11 protein-coding genes are annotated in these 15,262 nt (G+C 38.0%); 4 read left to right on the forward strand and 7 right to left on the reverse strand.

Features of this window, described 5'->3' with window-relative positions; translation table 11 throughout:
* Positions 1-109: 109 nt before the first annotated feature.
* Positions 110-1,447 carry a DUF5723 family protein gene (locus Q4534_RS08460; RefSeq protein WP_303612732.1) on the reverse strand — a complete coding sequence of 446 codons (1,338 nt, stop codon included), beginning with the start codon at positions 1,445-1,447 and terminating at the stop codon, positions 110-112.
* 143 nt (positions 1,448-1,590) lie between these two features.
* On the opposite strand from Q4534_RS08460, the gene Q4534_RS08465 reads away from it, so the two are divergent.
* Together Q4534_RS08465 and Q4534_RS08470 are read left to right on the forward strand one after the other, a co-directional pair.
* Positions 1,591-2,379 carry a hypothetical protein gene (locus Q4534_RS08465; RefSeq protein WP_303612733.1) on the forward strand — a complete coding sequence of 263 codons (789 nt, stop codon included), beginning with the start codon at positions 1,591-1,593 and terminating at the stop codon, positions 2,377-2,379.
* Entirely contained in the window at positions 2,373-3,386 is a 1,014-nt protein-coding gene (locus tag Q4534_RS08470) for a S41 family peptidase (RefSeq protein WP_303612734.1), read from the forward strand. The genes Q4534_RS08465 and Q4534_RS08470 overlap by 7 nt, the downstream gene beginning before the upstream one ends.
* A gap of 10 nt (positions 3,387-3,396) precedes the next feature.
* Here Q4534_RS08470 and Q4534_RS08475 read toward each other — a convergent pair whose 3' ends face one another.
* Both Q4534_RS08475 and Q4534_RS08480 read right to left on the reverse strand, forming a co-directional pair.
* Positions 3,397-6,441, reverse strand: a complete 3,045-nt coding sequence (locus Q4534_RS08475) for a PVC-type heme-binding CxxCH protein (RefSeq protein ID WP_303612735.1) — start codon at positions 6,439-6,441, stop codon at positions 3,397-3,399.
* 10 nt (positions 6,442-6,451) lie between these two features.
* Positions 6,452-8,038 carry a hypothetical protein gene (locus Q4534_RS08480; protein ID WP_303612736.1) on the reverse strand — a complete coding sequence of 529 codons (1,587 nt, stop codon included), beginning with the start codon at positions 8,036-8,038 and terminating at the stop codon, positions 6,452-6,454.
* A 386-nt stretch (positions 8,039-8,424) separates the two neighbouring features.
* Here Q4534_RS08480 and Q4534_RS08485 point away from each other — a divergent pair, with 386 nt between their 5' ends.
* Positions 8,425-9,231, forward strand: a complete 807-nt coding sequence (locus Q4534_RS08485; protein WP_303612737.1) for an arylamine N-acetyltransferase — start codon at positions 8,425-8,427, stop codon at positions 9,229-9,231.
* A gap of 110 nt (positions 9,232-9,341) precedes the next feature.
* Here Q4534_RS08485 and Q4534_RS08490 read toward each other — a convergent pair whose 3' ends face one another.
* A complete protein-coding gene (locus Q4534_RS08490) occupies positions 9,342-9,587 on the reverse strand; it encodes a hypothetical protein (protein WP_303612738.1) in 246 nt (81 codons plus the stop codon).
* Positions 9,588-10,618: 1,031 nt separating this feature from the next.
* Here Q4534_RS08490 and Q4534_RS08495 point away from each other — a divergent pair.
* Complete coding sequence (locus Q4534_RS08495; protein WP_303612739.1) at positions 10,619-11,950, forward strand: Gfo/Idh/MocA family protein; 1,332 nt, start codon at positions 10,619-10,621, stop codon at positions 11,948-11,950.
* A 103-nt stretch (positions 11,951-12,053) separates the two neighbouring features.
* Here the strand turns inward: Q4534_RS08495 and Q4534_RS08500 are convergent, their stop codons facing one another.
* From Q4534_RS08500 to Q4534_RS08510, 3 genes are all read right to left on the reverse strand, one after another.
* On the reverse strand, positions 12,054-12,407 hold the full coding sequence (locus Q4534_RS08500; RefSeq protein ID WP_303612740.1) for a hypothetical protein: 354 nt from the start codon (positions 12,405-12,407) through the stop codon (positions 12,054-12,056).
* Positions 12,408-12,505: 98 nt separating this feature from the next.
* Entirely contained in the window at positions 12,506-13,258 is a 753-nt protein-coding gene (locus Q4534_RS08505) for a globin domain-containing protein (RefSeq protein ID WP_303612741.1), read from the reverse strand.
* A 455-nt stretch (positions 13,259-13,713) separates the two neighbouring features.
* Positions 13,714-14,853 carry an SGNH/GDSL hydrolase family protein gene (locus tag Q4534_RS08510; protein WP_303612742.1) on the reverse strand — a complete coding sequence of 380 codons (1,140 nt, stop codon included), beginning with the start codon at positions 14,851-14,853 and terminating at the stop codon, positions 13,714-13,716.
* Between the last annotated feature and the right edge of the window lie 409 nt (positions 14,854-15,262).

Consider the following 15,262-nt stretch of genomic DNA (forward strand, 5'->3'; position numbering starts at 1 on the left):
ATATAAAAGGAGGTCTTGCCTCCAAGCCGTTTGCCATAATGCCATTCACAAAATTATTAGTCCTTTCAAAAGGTATGACTGGATTTTGGTTTAATTTTAAGGAAATAGCTTAAGAGCCAAAGCCTAAAGATAAGCCCATATGAACATCGGCCCTATTGATTCCATTCATAACGTTGGTAATTATAGATTGACTACCCACAAAAAATCCGCCAATTTGAAAACCTAAGCCTCCGGTAAGGCCTGAAATTTGGTGTTGCATCCAAGGTGAGTACAGTTCAAATTTACCCAAAACCAGACGGGGAGTAAGCACTAGCAGGTCTGCGGAACTCAGGTTGAAATTGCCATTTTCATTGCTCACTCTTTTTTGTCCATATAACGAAACTTGAAAGATTTTAGCAGGGCTAAATTCCGCATAGGCTGACAAAGTTCTTGGCATATTAATTCGGGCATCAGTATCATTATTGGTAATATTGAAATAGCCTGAATCTACAAGCTGCTGTTCTATTTCTTCTATACTTCCTTCCAAATTATCTGTTCTAAAGTATTCGTTTTGAGGGATGTTCATGCTGTAGTACTTGTTTCTCTGGTTGTTGCCCATGCCCATGCTTCCCAAGTTTTTTAAGGACAAGCCAAGATTTAAAAAAGCTTTATTGTCTCTTTTTAGCATATAATTAACACCTAAGTCAATGCCCAAACCTGAAGGGCTTAAGCCTCTCCATAAATCATCTTCAACGTTGAAGTCATCGTCGTTTTCTAGCCTTTCATCGTAAGAAAGATTCAGGCTTCCTTGCGCATCTGTTAATAAAACTTCATCTTCAGAATAAATAATAGTGGCATTTATATTGTCCATCCCAAGGTTGGTGTAACTTCCCGGTAGTAGTAATTTGAAATTAGCTCCAACCGAAAGGGTATGAAAATCAGTATCTAAAATTTTTCTACCCGCCAATATTCCTATTTCCATCCATCCAGTGGCATTTACTCTTTGGTTCTCAGGGATGTTTACAATGGTTTGATAGTTGTCGTTATTTGCCGATTCAATAATTGAACTACCTATTTCAGGATTGAAATCTATAATATCTGCCTTTGCTTTGATTTCTGTAGTAAGACCAAAAGACCATTTCTTAAACCTTAAGCCTACAGCAGGGCCCAATACAGAAACATCGGTTCTAAGGTTGACCGGGCCTTCAACGTCCTCAAAAATATTTTCCACAACATCAGGATTATCAATTATATCTTGGACGGATAAAACATTATTGTCAATTCCGAGGTTAAATGAAAAAAGAGAAACTTCAACCTTTTTGCTCAGATTGTTAATTTCTGCGGGATTCATCATGGCATTAATCATTCCCTTTCGCTTGCTATTTTGGACCCCATAGTAGTTCTGCTGAGCTATGGAATAATTACAGGTGACTATTAATAAAACAGTTAATAAAATTAAATTTTTCATTCTTTAAGTTTTAAAAGATTTAGCAAAAAGTTATGTCCAAAAATAAAACTTTTCTAAATATTAACCTCTTTTAAGATTAATTAGATGAGCGAAATTGAAATTAAATGCTAATTTGGATGATTATTAGTACAAATTTACCCTGAATGCGAAATATATTTTGTAGCCTTTTTATCTTTTCTTTATGCAGCTTATTATTAGTTAATAAAAGTTCAGCACAAAGTAACGGAGACATTTTGCTGTCTACCGGCATTCAGTTTTTTGCTGGGAACGATGAAGGTTTTTCATCAATGAATTACAGGGGTAATAAATCTACGAGTACCTTGGGCTTTGTTTTGACAAGAGAAAATAAAACCCTTTACTTTCTTGGTGATTTCTCGTATGGTGTACTTGCAAATACAGCCGGGGCAACCATTAATGAACTGGGGGTGAATTATAGCCACTTTACTTTTTACCACCGAAAGAAAGCGAATGACCAAGGCCTTTTTTGGGGATGGTCCAATAAAAATTCTTTCCATATTAGAAGGCATAATAATTTCAGTAATTATAACTTCCGTTATGATTATTTTAGCGCATTAGGACCTGCCGCTCGCTATGTTTTACCTTTTCAATGGAAGAATAAAACGTTCACCTGGCGAAGCATGGCTAGTTGGCAATTGATTGGCTTCCAAATAAAATCCGGCTATACTGGTGCTGAACCGGAAAATTACCAAACAGGTAACACTCTTCTCAACAATTTTTTTAACACAGTCAAACCATTTACCCCGCTTAAGGATTTGGACCTTGGCTTGTCCTCGGCACTTTATTGGAAATTGCCTACCAACAATGAGTTGGGCTTGAGGTATCAATTCAATTATGGCAAGCTTTCAGGAATAAAGAATGTTTATAGGATGGATCATTCTATTGATCTGTCACTAAAAGTCAGGCTATGGTAAGAAAAATATTTCCCTATGTAATATTTATGTTTGTAATATCCTCTTGTGACAATTGGATTTTACCGGAGGAGCCTACTACAGAACCCCTTGAGGTATTTGATAGTCTATGGGAGGACGTTAATGAACGGTATTCTTTTTTCGAACACAAAGACATAGATTGGCAGGAAATTAGAACTGAATATAGAGCAAAGGTATCCAACAATATAAGCACCATAGGCTTATTTGATGTTTTGGCGGATATGCTGTTTGAACTACGAGATGGGCATGTCAACCTGAATGCGGGCTTTGACAACAGCCGAAACTGGGAGTGGTATCAGGATTTCCCTGACAATTATGACCAAAATTTAATAGATAAAAGGTACTTAGGACGGGATTTTTGGATTAGTGGTCCTTTGAAGCATCAGTTTATAAATAATGTGCTTTACGTTAATTACAGGTCCTTTTCTCAGGATATTTCAGAAGGAAATCTTCAGATAATATTGGAAAGGGCCAGGCAGGGCAGAGGGATGATAATTGACGTAAGAAGCAATGGAGGGGGGAGTCTTGGCAATGCCTATACCCTTGCTTCAGGTTTTACTGATACTGAGGTTGTGGTGGCCAAGAAACGCGTAAAAAACGGCCCTGATTTGGACGACTTTTCTTCTTGGGAAAATATAAGCATTCCTGCCGGAGAAAATATTTACGAAGGACCTGTAGTTGTGCTGACAAACCGTAGGGCTTACAGTGCAACCACTTTTTTTGCTCAAATGATGAAGGAATTACCTCAAGTGATCCTTATTGGTGACCAAACCGGAGGAGGAGGTGGTATCCCCGTGTATGGTGAATTGCCCAATGGGTGGACTTATAGATTTTCAACCACTCAGACCGTAGACCTGGAAGGTAGACAATTGGAGGACGGGGTGTTGGTTGATATAAGCATAGACCAAAGTCCCATAAGTACATTGAGAGGAGAGGATAATATTATCACCACTGCCTTGCAAGTACTTATGGGTACCTATGATGGATAGAAGGATGCTTTTAATTCCCTTTTAAATAGGCCAATAAATCTGCCAATTCCTGCTCGCTCATGTTTTGCTCCAGGCCATTTGGCATTAGAGACAAACCGGGATTTTCTATGTTTTTGATCTGGGTTCTCAGGATGTTTTCCTCCGTACCATAGGCTGTTTTTAAGCTCAAAGAGTTTGAAGACTCTGCAGCAATTCTACCTGTGATTTGCTTGCCCTCATTTGTGGTCACGGTGATTGCCTGAAAACCGGGGTAAACTTCATAATTGGGCACAATGGTATGTAGCAGCACCGCCAATGAGGGTTGATTGCTTATACCTGATAAATCCGGTCCAACATTTCCACCTTCACCGGCAAAGGTATGGCAGGTAGCACAATTCGTCTTAAAGATTCCTTGCCCATTATCCGCTATTCCTTTTAAGTCCAGTACGGGTTTAAGATTTTCATAAACTTTCATTCTTCCACCGGATTCCAATTCTTTGAACAGGTTTTCAGCTCGCATTTTCACCTTTTCGTCTCTTGCTTTCATTAAAGATTGTCTTGTTGAAGAAGGAATTTCAGCAGGTTTGATCTTTTCATCCTCGATGGATTTTAATAATTGATCCCGCAAAATTGGCCTGGATACCAAGGTGGCAATCACTGCCCCTTTGGTTTTGGGAGTATAGGCTTTCCAGGCAGCAGGTTCCGTGAGTATTTCACCTGCCTCAGCACTATTTAGATTCCCCAAGGACTGGATGGCTGCCAGTTGAATTTCAGGAGGATTGTTTGGAGAAATCAGACTTTTCAAGGTAGCTTCAGTGTTTCCAGGAGAAAAATAACTGAGTAAGGCTGTTGCCTGAATTCGAGAGGTAAGGCTGTCTTCAGAAGATGATGCTCGATCAGCTGTTTCTTGAATAAGGGCCTGCAATTGGTCTTTGGATCTTGTATAGGAGTCCAAATAGTTTTTTTCTTTTCCTTTAAACTGCCCTCTTTCGCTTCCTTTTAATAAGCCGAGCAAAAGGGAAAAAGTTGGATTGTCCCATTCGCTATTGATTCCGGCATCTATCAAAGCTTTTAATTCTTGCGAGGGAACTGAACTGCCTATAAGTTCTCCTAATTCTGACCACATTGGCAATTGATGGTAGTTGACATCTGTTTTTTCTGCTTCTAAAATTTTTAGGAATTTGCTCTCTTGTCCATTTAAAGCAGTCATTACAGCGGCTCTTACCCAGGGGTCTGCCGCATCTTGTTGGGCGATCTTTGCTAGGTATGGTAGCCATTGCGATTTGGTGTCTGTACCAAATGCAGCAGCAGTTAGGAACCTGACCCTAGGATTGGTGTCTGTTGCCCCTTTTATTAAGCTTTCGGCCAATTGGCTTGAAATATTTTCTTTCAACCCGATGATGGCAATGACTTGTTCTTTAATTTCCGGTCCATTTTCATTATATAGGGTGGTCAATAATTTCTCATCCAAGGCATCAAAATGATGCAACAGCCAAATGGCCTTTGCTTTTCCTTCATCGATAGTGTTGGATAAAACCAATTTTGTAAGGCTATTGACTATATCTAGAGGCATCTTTTCTAAAATCAACCTAAAAGCGGTGCTTCTTTCCCATTCATCTGTAGAGGATAGGGCAGCAATCAGGATTTCATTTTCTGCCATGGAACTTATTGGAAATAAGCTCTCCACCTCAGTATATTGTACATTCTCACTGCTGATTCTATAAATCTTTCCTTTTCCCTTACCACTTACAAAGTCTAAGGCCCCTCTGGTTTCTTCAGGGACATAAGAAGGGTGATCGATTACTTTTCTGTACATATCTGCCAAATACATGGCACCTTTAGGGCCGTGAGCTAGAAATACAGGGTTAAACCAAGAGTCTGAGGAAGCAAGGAACTCCCAATCTTCATGAACCCTTTCGGAAATGAAAGTAGCCCCATTGTTTGTGATCGATTGCCTCTGAACTAGGTTTTGGGCGGGTTCACAGATAAATGCATCACCTTTGTGACTTAAGTCCAGACCGTCACTTTCAAAGATTAAAGTGCCGCAAGCAGAGGTGAAAGTACCTTGATGGGATTTGCCCATTAATTTAGGAATGTACTCAGCAGTGGTAACGCTTTTACTAATGGGATATACAAAACCTTCAGCCTCAGCTGGGGATACGTTCTCTATAGTTTTGTTAAAGAGTAAGTTCGGATTATTGTTTAATTGATCAGGCTCCATCACTATATGCTGCAAAGGGTGCCGATTGCTTGAACCGAACCTTCTACCAAAAGCATCAAAGGCCAATCCAAATTGGCTTTTCCCTCCTCGGGTCTGGAATTCCAAAGTTTCAGGGTGAAACCTTCCATCGGCACCATTAAAAGAAACTGGTTTTCTTTCCGGGTGAGAAGGAGAGTATACTTCTCCTCCATTGAGCCCGCTGGTAACATATATCCATCCGTCCAGTGCCAGGGTAGGGTGGCTGGTTCGGATTTGAGCGGTCCTATTGGCATTGAATCCGGTTAGGACAATTTCTTTAATGTCTGCCAAACCATCACCATCAGTATCTTTGAAATAATAAATATGTGGAGCGCAAGTCACAAATACCCCACCTTTCCAGGCCATGATCCCATTGGGGTAGGTCAGACCTTCTGCAAAGACAGTTCTTTGATCGTATTTCCCATCACCATCACTGTCTACTAACCTCGAAATCTTTCCAAGGGTATCTGGTTTTTTCCCATCCATTGGATCAGGATATCCTGTATTTTCCGCTACATAGAGTACTCCTTTTTCATCAAAAGTGAAGGCAGAAGGATCTGCCACCAAAGGGTCTGCCGCTATCAGGTCAATCTGTAAACCGGGTTCAAGTTGGAATGCAGCCATTGAGGCCTTTAGCTCTGCTGAGTCTTTATAGGTGTAGGCAGGAGAGTTTACGAAATTGGTTTGGGTTTTAAATTCCGGAGAGGTATCTGTTGCTACCGGTACTTTCTCTTGATTACAAGCTACAAATAATAGAAGGCATAACAAGAATGACCAATTTTTTGGAAATAAAATAGTGCTTAGCAATTTGTGGTTTTTTTTAAATTTGCGATACATGAGTGGGAGTTTATCGTATTTCTGGTGGTACGTTTCCATAAGTCCAAGGGGCACCATTAAAAGTCGGTGCTTTTTGGAAGGTTGGCATAGGTCCGGGGCTTAGGGTGGCAATAATTTTTAAACTTTTGTCAACAATTTGGTTGCCTGCAGTGATGTCTAAATTGCTATAACTAGTTAGCCTGGTTTCGTAACCTCCTCCGGTATTTTCAGAGAAAGCCTCCAGGGTAGGTACATAACCTACACAATCATTGGCCATACTTACAGGGAAGGTAAGCGGGAACTGACTTTCTTTTTTTATGCTTAGTCCTAGTTCACAGAAAAATTCTGCAGGATTACTTATAAGTACTACAGGCCCCAATTGGATGGCTTGAATTTCAACCTTATGGGTTGGCTTTTGCTTACCATAACTATCAAGCATAACCGTTTCCTTGGCAAACACCCATGCTGTCTTACCTACTTTTTCCGGACTTTGTTTGACCAATTTTAGACTTTTCTTTACCTTTTCCGGTGAGGGCATCCTTCTTTTAATTTCTATAAAATCTCTGGAGGTTGCAATAGAGAAAGTGCTACCTCTTGGGATAGACAATAGAGTTTTGACTGCTTCGGCGCCTACATTGGCGCCAACAAATCTAGCCCAATCCTCACCTGAGCGGTGTTTGTAGGGGTTGCGATTATCGACCTGGGTCACATCTCCACTAGCCCCTTGAAGAAATACCACCACGCAATCTTGGCCCATAGCCCCTTTTATGGTTTGTTCCATATAATATACCCAGTTGGCGGAAATTCCATTGGGATTGGTAGTAGAATGACAGGCAAAATTCACTATGCAACCGGTACATTTGCCATCTTCATTCCAAGCACCTATGACCCCAACCTCGGGGTCTATTGGACCGGCAACCTTTGAGATTTCCGGGTTTTGTTGCCCGGGGTGAGTGTAGGTCATTCCATTTTTCATAAAAAATCGACGATTAAACGCCACTTTTTCTTCTTTGCCACTTCCTGCTCCAACTTGTACCTCTTCAAGGTTTTCCAAAGCTTTGAGAGCAGTTTTGATAGTGATTCTTTTGGTGCTTTCCAAGTACTTAGGATCAGCACAAGAAGACTTATGATAAGCCAGCTCCTGAATAAAATCCGGTGCATGGTCATATTGTCCGGGCATTACCATGGCGGTGGGTCCTGAAGAGTGGGAGTGAGAGGCTGAAATCATAATTTCATCCTTAGCAATGGCATGTTTTGTTGCAATGCCTTCCTTGATTTCATCTACCCAAGGTTGGTATATGGCCAATGCATCAAAACCAATGACCAAAGCCTTTTTAGTACCAGTTTGGAAAGCAGAAATCCGGACTTTGCAAGGGTCATGAAAAACCTTATGATAAGCCTTGCCATAGTTTCCGGGTTTTTCCATTCCTATTTCCGGAGAAATATCTGCATCAGCAAAGGCCGCTAAAATCGGTCCTTCAGCTGAATTATTTCTAATACTATTTTTTTCCTTGGCATGCAGGCTAGCTAAGGGAAGTCCCAAGCCTGCTGAGATAATTGTTGATTGCTTTAAAAATTTTCTTCGTGATGATAAATCAACAAAAGTATTTTTTATCATAATGAATAAAATATAGGTTTCTATAGTGGTTTAAGTGTACGTTACCAAATATAGTAAAAAATCACATTTATGATACGGTAGATGGTGAATTGTTCCATCGATTTTATTTGTATTAATTTAGTAGCCAACTTTTGTAAGCTTTTTTTAATAATTCTATTGTATGAAATTCTTCTGAAAATTAGTTTTGGTAGGGAGTTACAAGTTTATTGTAGGTTTTTTCTACTAATTGTCTATAATTATATCCAATTACTGCGAGGTATAAGGTATTTATGTAACTTTCCACTGTTAACAATCACGAATAGGGTTCGCCTTTTTATTAATGGATTATGATTTCTAAACAACAGAATATTTCACTTTTCAATGATTTGCAATTAGATAAGGTTTCAATGAAAGCTTATTTTGATCGGATTGGGTACAGGGGTAAGGCGGAAATAAATTTGGAAACGGTAAAGGCACTTCATGCCCTTCATCCGGAAGCCATTCCTTTCGAAAATATAGATCCATTGGTCGGCGCCCCTGTTGAATTGTCTTTGAACCGGGTCTTTAAAAAACTGGTTGAGCAGGGTAGAGGAGGTTTTTGTTTTGAACAGAACATCCTTTTTGGTGCAGTTTTGAGGACCTTAGGTTTCAATATTGTAGGGCTTTCAGCAAGGGTCTTTTGGGAGATCGAGGAAGGAGAGATTAGACCAAGGGATCATATGTTATTGTTGTTGGATCTTAATGGTGTAAGTTATTTACTGGATGTGGGTTTTGGCTCTGCTTCATTTTCCGCCCCTTTGGTATTGAACCAAGATGGTATTCAGTATACCGAGAATAATCACTATAGAATAAGCTTGGTTGCCGAATTTTATTACCTGGAAATTTTAATCAAAGATTCTTGGAGATTGATGCATCGCTTTGGTTTAGAACACCAGATGTTGGCAGATTATGAGGTGGTCAGTTGGTATTTGTGTACCCATCCTCAATCTCTTTTTATAAAAGACCTTATGGTGGCCAAAAGTTTTTCTGAGGGAAGGTATGCGTTACATAACAATCAATTTACTGTGCACAAGAAGGAGGGTAAAAGCATTAAGCAAAAACTTCAATCAGTGGAAGAGATTATCGAAATTTTACAGGATAAATTCGCTATTAATCTTCCAGAGGGAAAAAAGTTGACATTAAAGCTCAAAGATTATATCGATTCCAAGACATAAAAAAAGTCCCTTTAAAAAGAGACTTAAAAAATTTATAGCTGTTAATTAAATTCCACAGGATTAAAAAAGAATACTACAGGAATTTTTGTTGTCAAATAAAAAATAATGGCTTAGTTTAAATACATTTGATGGTATTCGTTTTCAACTGGAATTGATTCGAAATGTAAAGTATTTTTATTGGTAAGGTTTTCAGGCATTTTGCCTACTTTCCAGTTTGCAGGTTTATGAAATCTTCCTTCGTTTTTAAATTGATCAAAAGTTTCAGGATCATCTTCAGCATCTCTAATGGCCTTAATGGTGAATAAAAGTCCTAAAGCCACTCCGAGTACTGTGTATATTAATAAGTAAGTATTCATGTGTTCCTTGGTTATGTCTAAGCTTTCAAACTTCCGAATAGATTCTTTCTAATAAATTCTTTCCTTTCTTCATTCAGAATGATTGATTAACAATTCAAATTTAAGGAAATTTTATTACAAAATTCAATTAAAAACACTTGTTTTTTTGCTTAAAATTTTGTAAATATAAAATAGTATTTTGTTGTAATATTTTTGTATTTCATACTAAAGATTTAAAGTAAGTGACTTTTGTTTTTCTTTCCGAAATCGAATTTTTAAGAAAACTGCTTCTATTTTTTGTTCTTAATGCTAATAGTTTTACCTAGGTTTTCAAGGAGAAAGCTTTATTAAGATAAGTGTGAAAACGGTGAGAATGAAGGTGTAATAGGTAGGGAAATCGGTTTTACTAGGAGATAGGGAGTGGTCTACTTTAGCTCTTTTTTGTAAGGCTATTGAAGGATGATTTGTTTCCCGATTGGATAGGGTTGTTCTTTTATTGTCAGAAAGTAAAATGGCATCAAAAGCTAGATGACTATATTATGGCCTTAAGATATAAGAACCGGGTTCTGCTTGAAAGACCAAATATTATTTTTGAGAGCTCCATGGCCCTATTGATTTATTCGATTAATAAAAATACCCTAGAATAGGTCCTTATGAAATAGGGGGCAGAAGTGGGGGACTTCAATAGGGCATGTGGAGTGGTTTCCAGATGGCCGAGTCAATAAGTTTTTTAACGATCAATGAATTTAATTAAAATGCCATCGTTTCAAATTGAGTTGTTCAATTCGACATAGGTATCTATTTGTGGATATGGATTCATTTTTTGGCAAGTGGCTATTTTAGATTTTTTTTTGTTAATTGGGCTAGGAAAATTTGCAGGGCAGTATTTGGTCGTATAAGCAAATAGGTTTAAAATCCTTTTTACCTTTTTTCAATTTTTTAATAAGGCTTTTTTATGGGCTTATTCATAATTATTGGGAAAAGGTAATTCTTTGGGGTTAATTGTCAGCGAAATTATAGTGAATTCAAAATAATTATTTAATCGATCAATTATGACTGAAAAGAAAAAATCCTCATTGTCCAGGCGGAAGTTTATGGGCACAGGTCTGCTTAGTGCAGCAGGAATTGGGGTTTTGCCACAAATAAGTCTTGGCAAAGAAAGTTTCAATAAAAATGAAGCCAATGAAGTTTTACGTTTAGGATTCATTGGTCTAGGTAGACAGAGCAATGGTTTACTTGGAAGCTTTATTAAGTTGCCCAATATTGAAGTAGTTGCCGGCTGTGATGTGTATGGTGACAAGCAAGAACGATTTTTAAATCGTACAAATGAGTATTACAAAAGCAAGGGCAAAACTGTTGAAGTAGAAGTTTATGAAAATTACCATGACCTCCTTGCAAGAAAAGATATTGATGCAGTAGTGATAGCAAGTCCGGACCATTGGCATGCGCTAATGGCAATTGATGCGTGTAAGGCCGGCAAAGATATATATTTGGAGAAGCCGCTGACATTTACCATCAAGGAAGGTCAGGAATTGGTTAAAGCTGTGCGCTCCAATAGCATTGTATTGGCCACCGGAAGTATGCAGAGGTCTTATGACAATTTTCAGCATGCGGTTAAAATGGTGCAAAAAGGAAGAATAGGGAAAATCAAGAGAGTGTATGCATGTGTAGGTGGACCTCCAAAACCTTATGATTTGCCCAAAGAGGAGATTCCTGAAAGCCTTAATTGGGACATGTGGTTAGGCCCACTGGCAGCTGATATACATTTTAACAATGATTTAAACCCACCCATTTCTATTAATCCACCGGAAAATGAAAAAGTTTGGGGGGCTTGGCGTTGGTATAAAGAAACCGGAGGTGGATTGACTACCGACTGGGGTGCTCATATGTTTGATATTGCGCAATGGGCCATAGGTATGGATAGAAATGGTCCTATAGAAATTATTCCTGCAGGATATCAAGACACTGAATATTTGACATTTATCTATCCCAATGGTGTCACCGTAACAGAAGAACCTTTTGATAAGAAAGAAACCAGAGGATGTAAGTTCGTTGGTGAAAATGGTTGGATAGAAGTATCTAGGTCTCATTACGAAGCCTCAGATGATAGCTTATACCCATTGATAGCTGAAGGAGAAGATTTAAGAGGCGGTGGAGGCACAGCGCACCATATTGATTTTATAGAGTCTGTACGAAGAAGAAAAGACCCTATAGCGCCGGTAGAAATTGGTCACAGTACTTGTACTACTTGCAACCTGGGCAATATAGCATATGATTTGGGACGTCCATTAAAGTGGGATCCGGTCAATGAGAAATTTGCTTCACCTGATCCTGAAGCGGAGAAACAACTTCATAGAACTTATAGGCCGGGTTACAGGCTTTAAGGAATCAAAAAAGCGAAACTTGAATAGTTTCGCTTTTTTTTGATTTGGTAGCGAGCACAGGCCTTGCTCGGGTTAATTTTCGAGAGGCAGACGGTGTAAGGGTTTAATTTAAATTAAGAGACTGAGGGCCAAATTCCTCATAAGAAATGTCCGATACAGCCACACCTTTGTCTATCAATATTTTATACTGTTGGGCAATAAAACCTGTAGGACCACAGATGTAATATTGTGATTTTTTTGGTATTGGATCAATTTTGTTGAGATCCAAGGGGCCTTGGATTACCCCGTCTTTTTTATCCTTTTCTGTTAATGCATCATAGAAAATATGTTGTCGCATATTTGGATGGGTTTCGGCCATTTTATGAATATCCTGTTTAAAGGCATGAACAGTTTGATTTCTACAGGCATGTAGCCAATTAACCTGAGGAGATTGATCCGGGTGAAGTGTTTGTAACATGCTAATAAGTGGCGTGAGCCCTACGCCTCCACTGATAAAAGTGATGGGTGTACCTTTCTTAGGGTCCAGGATAAAATCACCAACAGGTGCAGTCAGATTTACCGGATCGCCAACCTGTATTTGGTCATGTAAAAATTGCTGATCATGCCATTGACATTCAGATGAACATTTATTTCTTTCTTTACAGAAATGCGGTAATAATGCTCATTGGGAGCACTAGAAACACTGTATTGCCTGGCCTGATTTAGACCCAATTTCGGCAGAAATACTTTGAGACTAATAAATTGGCCGGGAACATGCTTTACAACTTTGCCCCCATCGCTTGGGTAAAGGTAAAATGAGGTGATTTCATCAGATTCCTTTACTTTTTCTTTTACTTCGAATGGTCTCCAGCCTGTCCAGCCGCCTATTTTATCTGTTTGGGACTTATAACAGTCAGCCTCAATCCCAATCATCAATTCAGCTAATTGATTATAAGCGATTTCCCAAGCTTCCAGAATCTCCTTGCTTGCAGCCTCGCCAAGTACCTCTTTAATGGAAGCAATAAGGTGATTGCCAACAATAGGGTAATGTTCAGGACGAATATCTAAACTGACATGTTTGTGGCCTATTCTTTTTAGCTCAGGTAACAATACGCCCGGGTTGGCAATATGTTCTGCATAGGCCAATACCGCCATGGCCAATGCATTTTGTTGTTTTCCTGATTTTTGGTTCCCCATATTGAAGGTATTCTTCAGGTCAGGATGATGTAAAAACATCCTTTTGTAAAAATGGGTGGTGAGGGTCAGTCCATGGGCCCTAAGAATAGGGACGGTAGTAGAAATAAGTTCTCGTTGGTTCTCGTTCATCATGAAAATATTTTGTTGATACCTCCTGCAATTTGCTGAGGAATAGCATTTACTATGGTTTCCCAAAGGTATAAAAAAGAATAAAAGATAAAAATATCTTTATATATTTAATATAATGAAATCCAACCCAAATTATCGTGAATTTCTTTGACTTTAGGCCAAATTAAACATTGGTTTTAAGCGCTTTATAAATAGGTTAAAAAAATGATTTTAGGTGGATTATATAATTTTTTAGTATGGTGAAAAAATGCTGAAGTAATGGTTTTGTCCTTCAGTACGAATGCCATTGAGAATAGAAGATGTTTTTAGGTTATTGAAACCTATCGTATTAAATAAAAAATAAGTATGGCTTTCTACTTGGCTAATTACCTATTGGATTTAGGTATTTTGCTTTACACTCCATTAAAATATTTCTATTCAAATTATTTATATCCTTACTTTTCTTCTACTTAAAAGCATCACCTATGAGTCAGTAGCTTTTCAATTATTGGCAAAAGAAACTGATACATTCTATAATTCCCCAGATCATTAAAATGCGTTCCATCAACCGTGGCTTCATTGTCTTGACCGATTAAGTCATTATTGGATACATAGAAGAGATTTTTATTTTTATTATTGAGGTAGACTTTTTTTAAGGCATCGTTTTGTGCTTGTATATAAGACAAAGTGCCGAATGTAGAAGGATTGTTTTCTTTAAAATACGCATAATCCCTGACGATACTTTCCACCAATATTATGGGTACTGAGTCATTGACGGATTGAATATATGCCAATGTTTCAGGAAGATTTGTTAATATGGTATCAGGGGCTGAATTTGGGGTGCAATCTAGGATGATAACAGAGGGATTGCTGGGCATGATAAATTGCGCTACTTCTTTTTCAAATCTTCCATTTCCACTAAAGCCAAGGTTGATCACTTCTTTATTGGTTTTTCTTTCCAGTAAGGCGGCATAAGTCAGTCCCGGTCTGGAAGCAGATGCACCTTGGGTGATACTGGTTCCATAAAAAATAACAGGTCTTTCTTGGTCAATAATGGCTTGCCTAGGCATGCTGATAGTGGCATTTTCCTCAATACCGATTTCAAGTTTCTCTACACCTTCGTAGAGTGGCAGATTTAATAAATATTCTCGGTTTTCTTTTGTCATGTCCGCAATGACTGTAGCCTCATTAACTACTTCTTTGCCGGGAATGGCTACCCCCACAAATTGCCATCGATCTTTTGTATAAGCGTAAAGGTCCAGTCCATTGCTTGCAATCGGGGTCATGTTTCCTTTTACGCGGTTCTTTTTTAAGGTCCATCGGATTTTAATGATTGAAGAGTTGCTAGAAAACCTAATAGCCAATCCTGCAGAGTTTTTTGATAGTGACCATACGGCTGGTCTTACTTCTTTTTCAGCTTGAACAGGTAGTCTAGAATAGGTGGGGGTTTTAAGTACTTTACCTATGATTTTAAAATCGGTAGCATTGTGATAACTGATTATAATTTTGGGTGGGTTTTCATTAATGGAAGCTATGGCTGAAGGTTTCCAAATTAAAATTAAGCTGACTATAACGAAAAGTTTAAAATATTTAAATAATGAGTTTTTCTGCTTTTTCATCTACCAAAGGAATTTTTTTGAAATATAACAGAAAGGGAATTATTAAACAGGATTGATTACTACAATTTAATTAGGTTTATCAATTGTGTTAAAAAAAGTTAACAATACTTAAAATTTATGTTAACGGTAACAATTGTCTCAAATGAAGAAAAACCGTCTCTTATTTTCAAATATTCCAACCTTGGATGGTTGTTCAATATTTTAATTGGTTATGAGGTTATAGCAAGTTTTTTATGTATATATAAAATATTTATTCCAAATTAAACATTTCAAAATCTTCTTATAGTATTGGAATTAAAAATTAAAATTATTAACTAGTGCTCGTCCTGTTAAATAAAAATATAAACAAAACTAAATTACTTATATGAGAAAATGTATTTAAAAGATTGACCGAAAAACGAACAATTAA

Source organism: Cyclobacterium sp. 1_MG-2023 (genome assembly GCF_030546805.1).
Taxonomy (GTDB): Bacteria; Bacteroidota; Bacteroidia; order Cytophagales; family Cyclobacteriaceae; genus Cyclobacterium.